At 70.0% G+C, this 16,519-nt stretch carries 15 protein-coding genes; 6 read left to right on the forward strand and 9 right to left on the reverse strand.

From position 1 onward, the window contains the following. Positions 1–2: 2 nt before the first annotated feature. A complete protein-coding gene (ggt, locus tag ABZ833_RS11730) occupies positions 3–1,814 on the reverse strand; it encodes a gamma-glutamyltransferase (RefSeq protein ID WP_361044443.1) in 1,812 nt (603 codons plus the stop codon). 104 nt (positions 1,815–1,918) lie between these two features. On the opposite strand from ggt, the gene ABZ833_RS11735 reads away from it, so the two are divergent. The 3 genes from ABZ833_RS11735 to ABZ833_RS11745 all read left to right on the forward strand — a co-directional run bounded on the left by ABZ833_RS11735 (position 1,919) and on the right by ABZ833_RS11745 (position 5,752). Continuing rightward, entirely contained in the window at positions 1,919–2,677 is a 759-nt protein-coding gene (locus ABZ833_RS11735) for a hypothetical protein (RefSeq protein WP_361044446.1), read from the forward strand. Positions 2,678–2,922: 245 nt separating this feature from the next. Next, positions 2,923–4,035, forward strand: a complete 1,113-nt coding sequence (locus ABZ833_RS11740; protein WP_361044828.1) for an Ig-like domain-containing protein — start codon at positions 2,923–2,925, stop codon at positions 4,033–4,035. Between the two features lie 112 nt (positions 4,036–4,147). Further along, complete coding sequence (locus ABZ833_RS11745) at positions 4,148–5,752, forward strand: CocE/NonD family hydrolase (protein WP_361044449.1); 1,605 nt, start codon at positions 4,148–4,150, stop codon at positions 5,750–5,752. Between the two features lie 38 nt (positions 5,753–5,790). Here ABZ833_RS11745 and ABZ833_RS11750 read toward each other — a convergent pair whose 3' ends face one another. The 5 genes from ABZ833_RS11750 to ABZ833_RS11770 all read right to left on the reverse strand — a co-directional run bounded on the left by ABZ833_RS11750 (position 5,791) and on the right by ABZ833_RS11770 (position 9,549). Further along, positions 5,791–6,660, reverse strand: a complete 870-nt coding sequence (locus ABZ833_RS11750; RefSeq protein ID WP_361044451.1) for an amino acid ABC transporter permease — start codon at positions 6,658–6,660, stop codon at positions 5,791–5,793. Beyond that, positions 6,657–7,301, reverse strand: a complete 645-nt coding sequence (locus ABZ833_RS11755; protein WP_361044454.1) for an amino acid ABC transporter permease — start codon at positions 7,299–7,301, stop codon at positions 6,657–6,659. The genes ABZ833_RS11750 and ABZ833_RS11755 overlap by 4 nt, the downstream gene beginning before the upstream one ends. Positions 7,302–7,310: 9 nt before the next feature. Beyond that, on the reverse strand, positions 7,311–8,216 hold the full coding sequence (locus ABZ833_RS11760; RefSeq protein ID WP_361044831.1) for a glutamate ABC transporter substrate-binding protein: 906 nt from the start codon (positions 8,214–8,216) through the stop codon (positions 7,311–7,313). 16 nt (positions 8,217–8,232) lie between these two features. Then, complete coding sequence (locus ABZ833_RS11765; protein WP_361044457.1) at positions 8,233–8,976, reverse strand: amino acid ABC transporter ATP-binding protein; 744 nt, start codon at positions 8,974–8,976, stop codon at positions 8,233–8,235. Between the two features lie 132 nt (positions 8,977–9,108). Next, entirely contained in the window at positions 9,109–9,549 is a 441-nt protein-coding gene (locus ABZ833_RS11770; RefSeq protein WP_249586799.1) for a DUF6278 family protein, read from the reverse strand. A gap of 288 nt (positions 9,550–9,837) precedes the next feature. Here ABZ833_RS11770 and ABZ833_RS11775 point away from each other — a divergent pair, with 288 nt between their 5' ends. Then, positions 9,838–11,649 carry an SGNH/GDSL hydrolase family protein gene (locus ABZ833_RS11775; protein ID WP_361044461.1) on the forward strand — a complete coding sequence of 604 codons (1,812 nt, stop codon included), beginning with the start codon at positions 9,838–9,840 and terminating at the stop codon, positions 11,647–11,649. A gap of 83 nt (positions 11,650–11,732) precedes the next feature. Here the strand turns inward: ABZ833_RS11775 and ABZ833_RS11780 are convergent, their stop codons facing one another. From ABZ833_RS11780 to pcaC, 3 genes are all read right to left on the reverse strand, one after another. Then, the gene (locus ABZ833_RS11780) at positions 11,733–12,512 is read right to left on the reverse strand and encodes an exodeoxyribonuclease III (protein WP_249586801.1); all 780 of its coding nucleotides are present in this window, start codon (positions 12,510–12,512) and stop codon (positions 11,733–11,735) included. 67 nt (positions 12,513–12,579) lie between these two features. Continuing rightward, the gene (locus ABZ833_RS11785; protein ID WP_361044834.1) at positions 12,580–13,212 is read right to left on the reverse strand and encodes an MBL fold metallo-hydrolase; all 633 of its coding nucleotides are present in this window, start codon (positions 13,210–13,212) and stop codon (positions 12,580–12,582) included. 33 nt (positions 13,213–13,245) lie between these two features. Further along, the gene (pcaC, locus tag ABZ833_RS11790) at positions 13,246–14,544 is read right to left on the reverse strand and encodes a 4-carboxymuconolactone decarboxylase (RefSeq protein ID WP_361044464.1); all 1,299 of its coding nucleotides are present in this window, start codon (positions 14,542–14,544) and stop codon (positions 13,246–13,248) included. Between the two features lie 262 nt (positions 14,545–14,806). Here pcaC and ABZ833_RS11795 point away from each other — a divergent pair, with 262 nt between their 5' ends. Both ABZ833_RS11795 and ABZ833_RS11800 read left to right on the forward strand, forming a co-directional pair. Further along, complete coding sequence (locus ABZ833_RS11795; protein ID WP_361044467.1) at positions 14,807–15,454, forward strand: dihydrofolate reductase family protein; 648 nt, start codon at positions 14,807–14,809, stop codon at positions 15,452–15,454. A gap of 121 nt (positions 15,455–15,575) precedes the next feature. Continuing rightward, the gene (locus ABZ833_RS11800) at positions 15,576–16,514 is read left to right on the forward strand and encodes an ornithine cyclodeaminase family protein (protein WP_361044470.1); all 939 of its coding nucleotides are present in this window, start codon (positions 15,576–15,578) and stop codon (positions 16,512–16,514) included. The last annotated feature ends 5 nt before the right edge of the window (positions 16,515–16,519 follow it).

Raw genomic sequence — 16,519 nt, forward strand, 5'->3', positions numbered from 1 at the left:
CCTCAGCCAGGCCGCACCACCATCGCCGACCCGCCACCGCGCCGCACCTTCTCCGCCGCGGCCAGCCACTTGCCGCCCGGCAGCCGCTGCACCCCGGTCGCCGCACCGATCTCCGGGTTCTGCTTGAACGAGTGCCCGAGCGCCTCCAGGTCGGCCCGCACCGGGCTCTCCCAGAGGCCCGGCTCCAACTCGGTCTGTGCGGCGTTGCGTTGGCTCGCGCGCGGCGCGGCGATCGCCTCGACGAGCGGTAGACCCCGGTCGACGAATCCGGTGAGGGTCTGCAGGACGGTCGTGATAATCGTGGCTCCGCCCGGCGACCCGAGCGCGACCACCGGCTTGCCCTTCTCCAGGACGATCGTCGGCGCGATCGAGGACCGGGGCCGCTTCCCCGGACCCGGCAGGTTCGGGTCGTGCACGGCCGGGTCGGCCGGCGCGAAGGAGAAGTCGGTCAGTTCGTTGTTGAGCAGGAAACCGCGTCCGGGCACGGTGATCCCGCTGCCGCCCGTCGACTCGATGGTCAGGGTGTAGGCGACGACGTTGCCCCACTTGTCGGCAGCCGTGAGGTGCGTCGTGTTCTCCCCTTCGTACGTGGTCGGGGCGGCCTTGTCCCCGGACTTGCAGGCGGCCGGATTCCGCGGGTTCCCCGGCGCGAGGGGGCTCTTGAGGACGGCGTCGTCGCGGATCAGGCACTCCCGCGAGTCGGCGAACTTCTGCGAGAGCAGCTCCTTCGTCGGTACGTCCTCGAAGGCGGGGTCCCCCACCCAGCGCCCGCGGTCGGCGAAGGCGACGCGGCTCGCCTCGATGTAGCGGTGCAGGTACTTCTTCTTCGACGCCTTCGAAAGGTCGGTCCGCTCAAGGATGTTGAGCGCCTCGCCGACAGTGGTGCCGCCGGAGGACGAGGGGGCCATCGAGTAGACGTCGAGCCCACGGTAGGAGGTCTTCGTCGGCGCCTGCCGCTTCACCGCGTAGGCCTTGAGGTCCTTCGCGGACAGATCGCCTGGCCGGGCCACCCGCCCGGACGCCGGGTCCACGGGCGGTTTGTTCACGGTGCGTACGACGTCCTTGCCGATGCCGCCCCGGTAGAGCGCCCCGACACCCTTGCGCCCCAGCTCCTCGTACGTCCGCGCGAGGTCGGGGTTCTTGAACGTCGAGCCGACGACGGGCAGCGCGCCACCGGGCAGGAAGAGCTTCGCCGTGTCCGGGAAGTCGGCGAACCGCTCCTGGTTCGACTCGGTCTGCGAGCGGAAGGTGCCGTCCACCGTGAACCCGTCGCGCGCGAGCCGCTCGGCGGGCTTCAGGAGCGTGCCGAGCCGCTTGCTCCCCCACCGGTCGAGCGCGGACTGCCAGGTCGCGGGCGTGCCGGGGGTGCCCACGCCAAGGCCGCTGGTGACGGCGTCCGCGAACGGGATCGGCTTGCCGTTCTCCAGGAAGAGGCCGGAGTCGGCGGTCCGCGGGGCCGTCTCGCGGCCGTCGATCGTGCTCACCTTGCGGCTCTTGGCGTCGTAGTGGACGAAGTAGCCGCCGCCCCCGACGCCCGCCGAGTAGGGCTCGGTCACGCCGAGGGCCGCCGCGGTGGCGACCGCCGCGTCCACCGCGTTGCCGCCCTTCTTCAGGACCTCGATCCCGGCGGCCGACGCGTCCGCGTCGACGCTGGAGACCGCGCCGCCGTAGCCGACGGCCACCGGCTCCTTCTCCGGGGACCGCGAGGCCGGTTCAGCTGAGCGCGGAGACGAAGGGGGCACGGCCGCTCCGACCGACACCAACACCCCTCCGACCGCCAATAGCGTCAGATTCCGTACGACAGCACGACGCATTCGTACCTCCAGTCAACAACCGTCTGCGCAGCGTAACTTCGGTGCACCCGCCACGTCAGGACCCCCTCGAACACGGGTCCTAGAGCCCGCTAGCATGCGCCCCCATGACTGAAGACGTGCGCAATATCGTCCTCGGCCTGATCGCGGCCGGCCTCGGTGCCGTGCTGGGCTGGCTCGCCCGTACCTACCTCTGGCGGCGCAAGCTCCGCCGCAAGCAGGCCTTCTTCGGGCTGCCCGACAACTCCGAGTCGCTGCTCGTGGTGAACCGCGAGGCGGGCGGCCCCGAGCTCACCGTCGTACGTCACGACGTGTTCGCGCTGCTCGAACTCGCCGCGCTGATCAAGGACTGCGGGGCGCACGCCCAGCTCGTCGCGCACGACGCCGCCCAGCAGAGCTTCGGCGAACGCACCGAGTTCTGCGTCGGCTCCCCCACGGCCAACCGCCGCATGGCCGCGCACATGCACTCCCTGCTGCCCGGCGTCCGCATCAACACCGAGCCGGAGCCAGGACCCGACCGCGGGGCCTTCCAGATCGGCAGCGAGCGGTACCGCATGGAGGGCGGCATCACGGAGTACGTGATCCTCGCGCGGCTCACCGCGGGGCAGGGCCAGGAGGCGAGACCCGTCTTCCTCTTCTGCGGCCAGCGCGCGATCACCAACCAGGCGGCGACCCGCTATCTCGCCCGGCACCACGAGCGCCTCGCCCGCAAGCACGGCGCGAACACCTTCGTGCTGCTCCTGAAGGTCGTCAACTCCCAGGCGTACGGTCCCGACGTCGTCGAGCTCGTCGGTGACGTCACCCGCGCCGCCCAAGCCCCGGCTCCCGCGATCGCACCGGCGCGCACGTCCCATCGCGCCAAGTAGGCGACCGGCCACCGAGCGCCGACCACCGGGCGCGACCTCCACACCCGGCCGATATCCCGCCTCTGTGACCTATTCGGCAATTCGGGGCAAGAGACAACCCAACGGGACCTTTGGCCATCTCACCGTGCAGTTCCACATTCGCACGGAGGTACGTTCCCTTGAGGCCCCTGAGCTCGCCGAGTCACCGACGCCCCCTACGCACCCGCCACACCGGGGCCGCGGTCACGGCCGCCGGTCTTGCGGCACTGGCCGCCGCGCTGACCGCCTGTTCGGGCAGCACCCCGGCATCCGCCGACACATCTGCGAACAAGCCGGACATATCAGTCAACCTGCACGGCAAGCAGGCCAAGGCGGGCTCCCCGGTCGAGGTGAAGCTGGCCGACGGCAAGCTGAAGCAGGTCACGGTCGCCGACTCCAAGGGCACGAAGCTCACCGGCAAGGTCGCCGCGAACGGCAAGACCTGGACCTCGGACCGCAAGGCGGCGCCCGGCACCTCGTACAAGGTCGAAGCGACGACGGACGAGGGCGGCAGCGCGCGGACCTCCTTCAAGACAGCCGCCCCGGAGCAGGTGAACAAGCTGAGCCTGACGCCCGGCAAGGACACCACGGTCGGCGTCGCACAGCCCCTGTCGGTCGTCTTCGACCACCCGGTGAAGAACAAGGCCGAGATCGAGAAGCACCTGAAGGTGACGACCTCGAACGACACCACCGGGTCCTGGGGCTGGATCAAGAACTACGACGGCAAGGACCGCATCGACTGGCGGCCCAAGGACTACTGGAAGTCCGGCACGAAGGTGAAGCTCGACGCCCAGCTCAACGGCGTCGACTCGGGCACGGGCGGCGGCTGGTTCGTCCGTGACTACGTCACCGGCTTCACCGTCGGCAAGAGCCAGAAGGTCAAGGTCGACCTCGACAGCAAGCAGGCGACGCTCGTGCGCGACGGGCAGAGCGTCAAGACCGTCCCGATGTCGGCGGGCACCCCCGGCGGCGACAAGGCGTCCTGGGGCGGCACGTCCGTCCTGATGGCCAAGGAGGGCACGATCAACATGCGCTCCGAGACGGTCGGCCTGGGCGACGCCTACGACAAGATGGTCGACAACTCGATGCGTCTGACCTGGTCGGGCATGTACGCGCACGCGGCTCCCTGGAACGCCTCGTACTTCGGCAACACCAACCACAGCTCGGGCTGCATCGGCATGAGCGACGGCGACGCGTCCTGGCTCTACGGCCAGGTCCAGGTCGGCGACCCCTTCGAGGTCTCCGGCAGCGGCTCGAAGGGCGTCCCCGACCCGGGCAACGGCTACGGCGAGTGGAACATCTCCTGGAACGACTGGCAGACGAAGAGCGCGCTGAGCTGACGATCAAGCGCTCAACAATCGTTACCGGTGCGTAACTTACCGACGGGTTACCCCCGGTAAGGACACGCGGTTACCGTCGGGTCACTTTGCTTGCACGAGTAAGGAGTGACCCGTGGGACAACCGCGCAAGGCTCTGCGTACGACCACCGTGGGCGCCGTGTCGGCGACTCTCGTCGCCGGCGCCGCCTTCGGCATCGCCCCGGCCGCCCAAGCGGCCGGTGGAAACCCGCCGGCCGCTCCACAGGCGGCGAGCTCCTCGGACGTGCGCTTCGTCGACATCCCCGGCGACGGCGGCACGATCCTCAAGGCCAACGTCTTCACCCCCAAGGGCGCGAAGGCGGGCGAGAAGTTCCCCGCGATCGTGCTGCCCACCAGCTGGGCCATGCCGCAGATCGAGTACGTCGCGCAGGCCCAGAAGCTCGCGAACTCCGGCTATGTGGTGGTCAGTTACAACTCGCGTGGCTTCTGGCAGTCCGGCGGCGAGATCGAGACCGGCGGCCCCGAGGACATCGCGGACGCCTCCAAGGTCATCGACTGGACCCTGGAGAACACCGCGGCCGACCCCGACAAGATCGGCATGGGCGGCGTCTCGTACGGCGCGGGCATCAGCCTGCTCGCCGCCGGGCACGACAAGCGGATCAAGGCCGTCGCGGCGCTCAGCGGCTGGGGCGACCTGATCGACTCGATCTACAGCGGCCGCACCCAGCACCAGCAGGCCGCCGGTCTCCTCGGCGGCGCAGGAGTGCTCACGGGCCGCCCGAGCCCCGAACTCCAGCAGACCCTCAAGGACTTCCTCGCGTCCAACCTGGACAAGGAGGACGAGATGATCGCGTGGGGCGCCAAGCGCTCCCCCGCGACCTACATCGACCAGATCAACAAGAACGGCGCGGCCGTCATGATGGGCAACGCCTGGGGCGACACGATCTTCCCGCCCAATCAATACGCCAAGTTCTACGAGCAGTTGACCGGCCCCAAGCGCCTGGAATTCCGGCCCGGCGACCATGCGACATCCGAGTTGACCGGTCTGCTCGGGCTGCCCAACGACACCTGGACCTCCACCCAGCGCTGGTTCGACCGCTACCTCAAGGGCGAGAAGAACGGCGTCGACACCGAGCAGCCCGTCCAGCTCAAGTCCCGCTCCACAGGCGGCTACGAGGGCTATCCCGACTGGAAGTCCGTCGGCGCGACGAAGAAGAAGATCGACCTGGCGGGGTCCACCACGATCCGCGCGAACGTCGACTCGGGCGCCAACGGCGGCACCGTGCTGCTCTCGAACGCCCTGGACCAGTTCCTCAAGATCCCGCCGGTGGCCTCGATGCCGCTGCTCCCGAGGCGCTACGCGGGCGTCTGGCAGTCCGAGAAGTACGCCACGGACCAGCGGGTGCGCGGGACGGCGAAGCTGCACACCACGCTCACCAGCACCAAGGAGAGCGGCACCCTCGTCGCGTACCTCTACGACGTGGGCCCGCTCGGCCTCGGCAAGCTGGTCAGCAACGCGCCGTACACCTTCCACGGCAAGACCCCCGGCCGGCCGTTCGGCGTGGACCTGGAGTTGTTCTCCACGGCCTACGACGTTCCGGCAGGACACAGGCTCGCCCTGGTGGTCGACACGGTCGACCCGCTCTACATCGAGCACAACCCGACCGGCGCGCAGCTGACCTTCTCCTCGCCCGCGTCCGACCCGTCGTACGTGTCGGTCCCGCTGCGCGAGAAGTGATCACCGGCTGCTGCCGGGTCGGGCCCTGGCCCCTTTAGCTACTGCACACCCGGCAGCAGCGTCCCTGGTTCGGCCGGGGCCACGTCCGCGGCCTCGGTCTTGGGATTGCGCCGCTGTCGTTTGGACACCCACTGGGCGAACCACGAGAGCAGCATGCACATCCCGATGTAGATCGGCGAGATCACCAGAACCACGGGGATGAAAGGTAGATCGTAGTCGAGGTTCGACGCGATCAGCTTCCCGGCGTGGAGGAACTCCTCATAGGTGATCAGATAGCCGAGCGAGGTGTCCTTGAGGGCGACCACCAACTGGCTGATGATGGCGGGCAGCATGGCGCGCACGGCCTGCGGAACGAGGACGTGCGTCATCACCTGCGTCTTGCGCATCCCGAGCGCGTACGCGGCCTCCCGCTGTCCGCGCTCCACGGAGTTCACGCCCGAGCGGAAGACCTCGGCGAGCACCGAGCCGTTGTAGAGCGTGAGCCCGGCGACCAGGGCCGGAAGCGGCTGGACCTTCAGCGCCACGAAGACGAAGAAGATCATCACCAGGACCGGCATCGCGCGGAAGAACTCCACGAGGAGCGTGGCGATCCAGCGCACAGGACGGTGGTCGGAGAGCCGCCCCATGGCGAGCAGGCCGCCGAGCGCGAGCGCGAGGACCGCGGAGATGGCGAAGGCCTTGAGCGTGTTCCCCAGGCCCTTCAGGAGGAGTTCCTGGATGCCCTTGTACTCGAAGGGCGTCCACTTCGTCGCGGTGAACTGGTCGGTGTCGAAGAGCAGATAGATGATCCAGCCGACCAGCGCGAGCAGGACCAGGGTGGAGATCAGCCCGTAGAGCTTGTGCCTGCGCTCGGTCTTGGGGCCCGGTACGTCGTAGAGGGCGGTGGATTCGTGGGAGAGGGCTTTCATCGGGCGACTCCCCAGCGCTTCTCGAGGACATTGAAGACGGCGCTGATGGCGAGGGTGATGATCAGGTAGCCGACGGCGATCCAGACGAACGTCCAGATGATGTTGTAGCCGAGCTCACTGAGCGTCTTGTACGTGCCGAGCAGTTCGGTGACGCTGAACGCGCCGGCGATGGCCGAGTTCTTGGCGAGGGCGATGAGGGTGGAGCCGACCGGCGGGATGACGGACCGGAAGGCCTGCGGGAGCACGACCATGGACAGCGTCTGACCGAAGGTCATCCCCAGGCTGCGGGCGGCCTCGCCCTGGCCCTTGGGGACGGTGTTGATGCCCGAGCGCAGTGCCTCACAGATGAAGGCGGAGGTGTAGCAGCCGAGCGCGAGGACGGCGAACACCTTGAAGGGCAGTACGAGTCCGAAGCGCGGGAGTCCGAGCAGCACCGCGAAGAAGAGCAGTGTGAGCGGGGTGTTGCGCAGGACCGTCACCCAGGCGGTGCCGAACGCCCGGAAGGAGCCGACCGGTGCCACCCGGAACGACGCCATGATGAAGCCGAGCACGAGGGCGAGGATGGAGGCGTAGACGGTGAGTTCGACGGTGCCGACGAACCCCTTGCCGAAGGTGGAGAAGTTGTCTGTCAGTACGTCCACGACGCCTCCTCAGCTCGCCGGGTAGCGGTCGATGGCGGGCGGCTTCGGCGCCGGGACCCCGGAGAGGCCGAGGGTGGCGTCGTAGGCCTTCTTCCAGTCGCCGTTCTTCTCCCGGGCGGCGAGCGCGTCGTCGACGGCGAACCGCAGGGTGTTGTCGCCCTTGGGGACCCCGATGCCGTAGGGCTCCTCGGAGAACGGCTTGCCGACCACCTTGAGCTCGTCGGGCACCTTGGCCGCGTAGCCGATCAGGATGGCGTCGTCGGTGGTGACGGCGTCGACCTGATAGGTCAGCAGGTTGTCGACGCAGACCGAGTACGTGTCGTACGCGACGAGCGTCGCCTTCGGGTAGTCCTTCTGGATGCGCTGGTAGGGGGTCGACCCGGCCGCCGAGCAGACCTTCTTGCCGTTCAGGTCCTGCGGCCCCTTGATGTCGTCCTCGTCGGTGCGCACGAGGAGGCCCTGTCCTGCCATGTAGTAGGGGCCTGCGAAGCCGACGAGCTTCTTGCGGAGGTCGTTGATGGTGTAGGTGCCGACGTAGTAGTCGATCTGCCCGTTCTGCAGGGCGGTCTCGCGGTTCGCCGACGCGATCGTCTTGAACCGGATCGACTTCGGTTCGAAGCCGAGCGAGGCCGAGATCATCTTGGCGATCTCGATGTCGAATCCGGAGTACTGCCCGGTGGCGGGGTTCTTCTCCCCGAGGAACGGCTGGTCCTCCTTGGCTCCGACGACGAGGTGGCCGCGCCGCTTCGCCTTCTTCCAGGTGCCGGAGCCGGGCAGCGTGAATCCCTTCGCCACCTGGTACTTGGGCAGTTCGTCGGGCTGCGGCCCCTTCACCGGAGGGCTGCCCTCCTTGCCGCAGGCACTGGCGGCGCAGGCGGCGATGACGAGCGCCGCGAGCAGACGTGTCGTACGCATCATGGCTGGCCCCCCGTCAGTGCTTGAGGATCTTGGAGAGGAAGTCCTTGGCCCGGTCGCTCTCCGGGTTGCTGAAGAAGTCCTCGGGGGCCCGGTCCTCGACGATGCGGCCGGCGTCCATGAAGACGACACGGTTGGCGGCCGAACGGGCGAAGCCCATCTCGTGGGTGACGACGACCATGGTCATGCCGTCGCGGGCAAGCCCCTGCATGACCTCGAGCACTTCGTTGATCATCTCGGGGTCGAGGGCCGATGTCGGCTCGTCGAAGAGCATCACCTTGGGCTCCATGGCGAGCGCGCGTGCGATCGCCACGCGCTGCTGCTGGCCGCCCGAGAGCTGTGCCGGGTACTTGTCGGCCTGTGTCGCGAGGCCCACCCGTTCCAGGAGCTCGCGGGAGCGCCGCGTGGCGTCGTCCTTCTTCTTGCCCCGCACCTTGACCGGCGCGAGGGAGACGTTCTGCAGCACTGTCTTGTGTGCGAAGAGGTTGAAGGACTGGAACACCATGCCCACGTCCGCACGGAGTGTGGCGAGTGCCTTGCCCTCTTCCGGAAGTGGCTGCCCGTCCAGTGCGATGGCTCCGGACTGGATCGTCTCCAGCCGGTTGATCGTCCTGCAGAGCGTTGATTTCCCCGACCCTGACGGGCCGATGACCACGACCACCTCCCCCTTGCCGACGGTGAGGTTGATGTCCTGAAGGACATGCAGCTCCCCGTAGTACTTGTTCACATCACGCAGCTCGATCAGCGGATCGACGGCCATGCCCTGCCCTGCCCACTCTCAGCGGTGTCGGTCGTCGCAAACTATCCACGTGAAAACGGGACTTACTGGACGACACGCACTTATGGGCATTAACCGTATTTGCAGTTACGTCATCACGCAGGCGTCCCGCGGCTACGCCTCCGACGCCTCCGCGTAGACCTGGGACAGCTCGGGAGCCCCCTGCACCGCCCAGTCGAGCCCCGCCTCGACCACCTGGATCTCACGCCCCGACGCGAGCCGCACGGCGGGGCCGCCGCCGGGCCAGACGTGCCAGGTGGCGCCGGGCACCGTACGGACGATGACCGAACCGAGGTACAGGCCCGCGTCGTTGCCGAGCCACGGGAGCAGCTCGGGGTCATCGCGCCAGCGCGGCAGGAGCTGGTCGAGCGCGGTCAACGAGGCCGGGGAGTCGTCGAGTTCGAGTCCTGCGGTGGCCGCCTGGGAGCGCAGCAGCTCGCATTCGGAGAGGAGTTCGGCCACACCGGCCGGGTCCTCGTCGAACGCCGAGGCGAGTCCTGGGCTTCGGTCGGCGGCGTGCTGCTTGCGCCACTTGCCGAAGAAGGAGATGTTCATGATCGGCCTCTCCGTGAGGGTGCCTCTGCTCCCCGGTCCAACGAATGTAACTTGCGTCACTTGATCACGGAATCATGCGAGTGGCCCCGCCGCGTCGGCGAACTGCCGGTACGGGTCGACGAGTAGCGCGCGGCTCGCCGCGCCGGGCACCGCGCCACTCCCTTGATCCGGCATCCCGGCGAGTTCGGGTCGTGTTCACGCGCACCTCATTGACGCGTCTCCCTGACCTCCTTAGCTTCATGGCGCACCTGTCGTCACGTCAGCTTCAGCCAAGGGGAGGGGTCTGGTGTGCGCCAACGCAACCCACGCAGCTCGCGTACCTCGCGTATCTCACGTATCTGGGGATCGGCCGCCGTACTCGCGGTACTCACCACCGGCATCGTCCCCGTGGCGGCGGCGCAGGCCGCCCCGCACAGACCCGGGCCGCTCCCCCTGGAGCGGCTCTTCGACAACAGGGCCATCAGCGACGACGCGCGGCCCGGCGACGCGGACTTCGACGGCTCGGGCGGCTCGCTCTCGGCCCAGGACCTGACGACGGCGGGCTGGACCCCGGGCCGCTCGATCGCCGTGGACGGGGCGCGGCTCGCCCTGCCACGGACCGACGCGGGAGAGGCGGACAATGTCCGCGCGGACGGGCAGTCCGTACGGGTGCGCGGACGCGGGGACGCCCTGGCCTTCCTGGTCGCGGGCACGGGCGGTGACGCGGGCGGCACGGGGACGGTGCGCTACCGGGACGGATCGAAGGGGACGTACCGCCTGACGGCGCCGGACTGGCGCTCGGGCCCGCTCGCCACGAAGGCGGTCGCGCTGCCGCATCTGAACACTCCGGGCGGCCAACTCGCCGAGAAGACACGGCTGTACGTCGTGACCGTGCCGGTGGCGCGCGGGCGCGAGATCGCCTCGGTGACCCTGCCGAAGGACCCCGGCGCCCCCGACCTGCACGTCTTCTCGCTCTCCGTGCGGCAGCCCGCGAAGGGGTGGACCGGCAGCTGGTCGGCGTCGACGGCCGGCTACACGGCGGTGGGCCCGTGGGCCGACCGGACCGTGCGGCTCGTCGTCCACACGAGCACGGGCGGGCCGCGCGTGCGGATCCGGCTCGACAACACCTTCGCCTCGGCGCCGGTGCGGATCGGGAGCGCCACGGTGGCGGTGCAGGAGTCCGGAGCGGGGGCCCGGGGCGAGCCGCGGCGGCTCTCGTTCCGGGGCGAGGGCGGCACCGAAGTCCCGGCGGGGGCGCAGGCGTTCAGCGACCCGCTCGACTTCGACGTGCCCGAGGACACCAACCTCCTGGTGAGTTTCCACCTCCCTCAGACGGTGACGACCGCGCCCGTCCACAGCCAGGCCATTCAGCGCTCGTACGTGAGCGGCCCCGGCGACCACGCGGCGGACGGCTCACCGGAGGCCTACACGTCGACGATCACGACCTGGCCGCTGCTCACGGGGGTCGACGTGTCGGGCGGGCCCGGCTCTGTGGTGCTGCTCGGCGACTCCATCACGGACGGGGTGAGGTCGACGCAGGACGCGAACCACCGCTGGCCCAATATCCTGGCGACGCGGCTCCTGCAGCAGGACGAGGTCCCGCGTTTCGGGGTCCTGAACCAGGGGATCTCGGCGAACCGCGTGGTCGCGGACCGCTACCCCGGCGACGGTGTCTCCACGGACACCGGCGGCGTGAGCGCGCTGCACCGCCTGGACCGTGATGTGTTCGCCCAGACGTCGGCCCGCACGGTCGTCGTCTTCGAAGGCATCAACGACGTCCGCTGGGGTGCGTCGGCAGATCAAGTGACCGCCGGTATGCGGGAGATCTCCGAGCGGGCGCACGCGCGGGGCCTGCGCGTGGTGGCGGCGACGATCGCCCCCTGCCAGGGGGAGTCGCTCTGCACGGCCGCGGCGGACACCGAACGCATGAAGGTCAACGACTACCTGCGGGGCGGCGGTGACTTCGACGCCGTCCTGGACTTCGACGCGGTGCTGCGGGATCCGGCGAATCCGGCGCGGATGCTGGCCGCGTACGACAGCGGGGACCATCTGCACCCGGGGGACGCGGGGCTCGCGGCGATCGCGGAGTCGGTTGATCTGGGGGTGCTGGTCCCGGACTAGCCGCAGCCGCCGGGCGGAGCGGGGGCCGGGCGGCGCAGGGGCCGGGCGGCGCAGGGGCCGGAAGATCCGGCCCCTGCTCCTGCCTAGACGTCCAGGTCCACCACGACCGGCGCGTGGTCGGACGCGCCCTTGCCCTTGCGCTCCTCGCGGTCGACGTACGAATCCGTCACGGCCTTCGAGAACGCCTCGTTCCCGTACACCAGGTCGATGCGCATGCCCCTGTTCTTGGGGAAGCCGAGCTGGCGATAGTCCCAGTACGTGAACGGGTGGTCGTACTTCAGGGGGCGCGGCACCACGTCCGAGAGCCCCGCTTCCCGCAGGGCGGCGAGCGCCGCGCGCTCGGCGGGGGTCACGTGCGTGGCGCCCTCGAACAGGGCGGGGTCCCACACGTCCGCGTCGGTCGGCGCCACATTGAAGTCCCCGAGGACCGCGAACGGCCGCGCGCCCGCCGCATCGGCGGCGACGGAGGCCTTCAGGGCCTCGAACCACTGGAGCTTGTACGCGTAGTGCGCGTGGTCCACCTCGCGGCCGTTCGGCACATAGACCGACCAGACGCGTGCCGGGCCGCAGGTCGCGGAGATCGCGCGCGGCTCCTGCACCCCTTCGTAGTCAGGCCCGCCGGGCAGGCCGACCGTCACGTCGTCCAGGCCGACCCGGGAGACCAGCGCCACGCCGTTCCACCGGCCCGTCGCGTTCACCGCCGACTCGTACCCGAGCTCGCGCAGCTCGTCGGCGGGGAACTGCTCGGCGGTGGTCTTGGTCTCCTGGATGCACAGCACATCCGTACCGCTGCTCTCCAGCCAGGCGAGCAGCCTCGGCAGCCGAGCGGTGATCGAGTTCACGTTCCAGGTGGCAATGCGCATGCCTCACAACCTACCGGGCGCCACTGACAGTCTCAGGTCGGCCGGTGGCCGTCGGTCCTGCCGCCGGTCACAGCTCGGCGGACTCCCCCGGGGTGAGCCGCAGGTGCTCGGCTCCGCCCAGGGACCCGATCTGCGCGTCGTAGATCGGCCGGGCCAGGTCCGTGAGCAGCGCGTCGTGGATGTCGTAGGCACGCTGCGGCTTGACCTCGCGGACGTAGTCGATGACCTCGGAGATCTTGTTCCAGGGCGCCATGACCGGCAGCATCAGCGTGTCCACCGGCTGCTCGGGCACGGTCAGGGCGTCGCCCGGGTGGAAGACCGAACCGTCCACCAGATAGCCGACGTTGGTGATCCGCGGGATGTCCGGGTGGATCACCGCGTGCAGCTCGCCGTGCACCTGCACGTCGAACCCTGCGGCCGTGAAGGTGTCGCCGTGCCCGACGGTGTGCACCCGCCCGGGGAAGGCGGCCGAGATCTTCTGTGCGACGGAGCGCAGGGTCCAGATCTCGGCGGCCGGGTTGGCCTCGAGGCCGACGCGCAGCCGGTCCTCGTTGAAGTGGTCCGGATGCTCGTGCGTCACGAGGATCGCGTCGGCGCCGAGGGCCGCGTCCTGTTCGCTGAAGGTGCCGGGGTCGATGACGAGACTCCGTCCGTCCCGCTCCAGGCGGACACAGGCGTGTGTCTTCTTGGTGAGCTTGATGCGCTTCGCGGCAGTCGTCATGCCCCCATCCTGCTACTCCTGCGGCGTGGTTTCCTCGCGGATCACGGCCTGGGCGACCTTGAAGGCGGAGTTCGCCGCGGGGACGCCGCAGTAGACGGCCGCCTGGAGCAGCACTTCCTTGATCTCCTGCGGGGTGAGGCCGTTGCGCAGGGCCGCACGGGTGTGGAAGGCCAGCTCGTCGAGGTGGCCGCCCGCCACCAGCGCGGTGAGGGTGACGCAGCTGCGGGAGCGGCGGTCCAGGCCGGGTCTGTTCCAGACCTCGCCCCACGCGTAGCGCGTGATGAGCTCCTGGAAGTCCGTGGAGAAGTCGTCGGCCGCGGCCAGCGCGCGGTCGACGTGCGCGTCGCCGAGCACCTCGCGGCGGACCTTGATCCCCGCGTCGTAGGGGTCGGGGCGTCCGCCGCCCACGGCTTCGGGCTGCTCCATGGGCCCGATCTCGGCGACGGGGAAGACGGGCGGCGGCGGGGCGAGGATCGGCTTGACGGGCGGTGCGCTGATCGCCGCGTGCGTCCCGGTGGCGTCGGTCGCGAGCTGCCAGGCGGTGGAGAAGTGACGTACGAGAAGGTCGGTGACGGCGGCGGGCTGCTCGACGGGGGCGAGGTGGGAGGCCCCCGGCACGACGGCGAGGCGGGCGTCCGGTATCCCCGCGACGAGGGTGCGGGCCTCGCCCTGCCCGGTGACCTGGTCCTCCGAGCCGACCAAGACGAGGGCGGGCACGCTGATGCGGTTCAGCTCGGCGCGCACGTCGAAGGCGGCGAGGGCCTCGCAGGCGGCGATGTAGCAGCCGGGGTCGGTCGTGCGCACCATCTGTACGGCCCAGTCGGTGATCGCGGGCTGCGCGGCGGCGAAGCCGGGCGTGAACCAGCGCTCGGGGGACGTACGCGCGATGGGGTCGAGGCCGTTGCTCCGCACGATCACGCCGCGCTGGCGGAACTCGTCGGCGCTGCCGAAGCGGGGCGACGCAGATATCAGTGCCAGGGAGGCGACGCGCTGCGGGTGCCGCAGGGCGAGCTCGGCGCCGATCGCGCCGCCGAACGCGCAGCCCGCGTAGCCGAAGCGCTGCACGCCGACCTCGTCGAGCGTGGCGAGGAGCCGCTGGGCGAGCTCGCCGACGGAGCCGCAGGGATGTGCCGGGGCGCCACCGTGTCCGGGCATGTCGAAGCGGAACACCCGCCACTGCTTGACCAGCTCGGGCACCTGCCGGTCCCACATGTGCCAGGTGGTGCCGAGGGATGGTCCCAGGATCAGCACCGGGGCGTCTTCCGGCCCGTCAAAGCGGTATTGCAGGGTCGCAGTCGTCTTCTCACTCACCCGCTCACGCTCCCACATCTCGCCAAATCTCACGGACGCGGGTGGCAGCCTGCACCGAACCGCCCCAGTTCGAGCGGGCGTCGTGCAGGCGAACGTGACGGAGATCTCCGGGGTCCGGCCGGCGGCCAGCGAGCGGAACGGGCCACGCCGATGAGTTTTCCCGGCCCGGACAGTCCTACCGTTGCCGCCAACACAGGACCTCTGACACAGGACCTCCGACATGGGTCCTGCGACTTTGGTCCTCCGACATGGAAGAAGACACGTGCCCCAGTTGCTGAGAGTGCAGAACTTCAACGTCTCGCAGGACGGCTTCGGTGCCGGTGAGAACCAGAGCCTGGAGAGACCGTTCGGCGACGCCGATCCCGGGGACATGTTCGCCTGGGCGGGAGCCACGGCGAGCTGGCCCATGCGCACCGACCCCGGCGGCAGCCGGGGCCTCGACGACTACCTCACGCGGGACTACGCCCGCAACATCGGCGCCGAGATCATGGGCCGCAACAAGTTCGGGCCGCAGCGCGGGCCCTGGAACGACCACGAGTGGCAGGGCTGGTGGGGCGACGAGCCCCCGTTCCGCACCCCGGTGTTCGTCATGACCCACCACGAGCGCCCTTCGTTCACGCTCTCCGACACCACGTTCCACTTCGTCGACGACGACCCGGCGACGGTGCTCGAGCGGGCGCGGGAGGCCGCGCAGGGCAAGGACGTCCGGCTCGGCGGCGGGGCCGCCACCATCCGGGAGTTCCTCGACGCCGACCTCGTCGACACGCTGCACGTGGCGGTCTCATCGGTGAAGCTCGGATCCGGGTCGCGGCTGTGGGAGTCGCCCGACGAACTGCTCGACCGGTTCCACCTCGACGTCGTACCGAGCCCGGGCGGGGCGGTGACGCACCATCTGTTCTGGCGAAAGTGACGCGAGCCCCCGCCCGGCTGTTCCATAGGGTGATCATGAAGGGGCCGCACTGCGAGCAGAACGGCCCCTGAACAGCCAGCCGAGCAGCCCGTCGAGCAGCCAGCCCCGAAAGGAACCCCGTATGAGCGAGGCCCCGCCCTACATCGACGCCGGTGCGATGGCCCGGCTCGTCCCGATGTCCACGGCGATCGAGGCGGTGGAGGCCGTCCTCAAGGCAGGCCTGGACCCGGAGGCGGAGCCCGCGCGGGGGGTCGTGGGCGTACCGGGCGGCCAGCTCCTGCTGATGCCGTCCTCCACGGCGTCGTACACCGGGGTGAAGATCGCCACGGTCACCCCCGGCAACGCGGCCCGCGACCTCCCCCGCGTGCAGGGCGTGTACCTCCTCATGGACGGCGAGACGCACACGCCGCTCGCCCTGCTCGACGGAATCGCCCTGACCTCGCTGCGCACCCCGGCGGTCTCCGGGGCCGCGATCAAGCACCTCGCGGTCCCGGAGGCCCGCCGCCTCCTGGTCTTCGGCACCGGCCCGCAGGCCTGGGGCCACGTGGAGGCGGTGCGCGCGGTGCGCCCGGCGCTGGAACACGTGGACGTGGTGGCGCGCAACCCCGAGCGGGTGGCGGCCTTCGTCGACCGCTGCCGCGAGGCGGGCCTGTCGGCGGCGCCCGCGACCCCGGCGGACGTGGCGACCGCCGACGTGGTCTGCTGCTGCACGACGGCCCGCGCACCGCTCTTCGACAGCGCGCTGCTCCCGCCCCACGCGACGGTGGCGGCGGTGGGCTCGCACGAGCCGGACGCGCGCGAGGTGGACGAGGGGCTCCTGAGCCGCGGCCTGGTGGTGGCGGAGTCCCATGAGGTGGCGCTGCGGGAGTGCGGGGACATCGTGCTCGCGGTGGACGCGGGGGCCTTTGACATGGGCCGGCTGCGGACTCTGGGCGAACTGGTGCGGGGCGAGGCGGAGTTGACCGAGGACCGGCCCCGGTTGTTCAAGTCGGCGGGGATGGCCTGGGAGGATCTGGGCGTGGGAGCGGCCGCGTACGAGCGGTGGGCGGGCCTCGGCTGACCTCG

Origin of the sequence: Streptomyces sp. NPDC047525 (assembly GCF_040643025.1) — a bacterium.
GTDB classification, from domain to species: Bacteria; Actinomycetota; Actinomycetes; order Streptomycetales; family Streptomycetaceae; genus Streptomyces; species Streptomyces durmitorensis.

Coding starts and splice junctions, on each gene's coding strand:
- ggt (WP_361044443.1), bottom strand. CDS start 1,814: ATGCGTCGTGCTGTCGTACGGAATCTGACGCTATTGGCGGTCGGAGGG.
- ABZ833_RS11735 (WP_361044446.1), top strand. CDS start 1,919: ATGACTGAAGACGTGCGCAATATCGTCCTCGGCCTGATCGCGGCCGGC.
- ABZ833_RS11750 (WP_361044451.1), bottom strand. CDS start 6,660: ATGAAAGCCCTCTCCCACGAATCCACCGCCCTCTACGACGTACCGGGC.
- ABZ833_RS11760 (WP_361044831.1), bottom strand. CDS start 8,216: ATGCGTACGACACGTCTGCTCGCGGCGCTCGTCATCGCCGCCTGCGCC.
- ABZ833_RS11765 (WP_361044457.1), bottom strand. CDS start 8,976: ATGGCCGTCGATCCGCTGATCGAGCTGCGTGATGTGAACAAGTACTAC.
- ABZ833_RS11770 (WP_249586799.1), bottom strand. CDS start 9,549: ATGAACATCTCCTTCTTCGGCAAGTGGCGCAAGCAGCACGCCGCCGAC.
- ABZ833_RS11780 (WP_249586801.1), bottom strand. CDS start 12,512: ATGCGCATTGCCACCTGGAACGTGAACTCGATCACCGCTCGGCTGCCG.
- ABZ833_RS11800 (WP_361044470.1), top strand. CDS start 15,576: ATGAGCGAGGCCCCGCCCTACATCGACGCCGGTGCGATGGCCCGGCTC.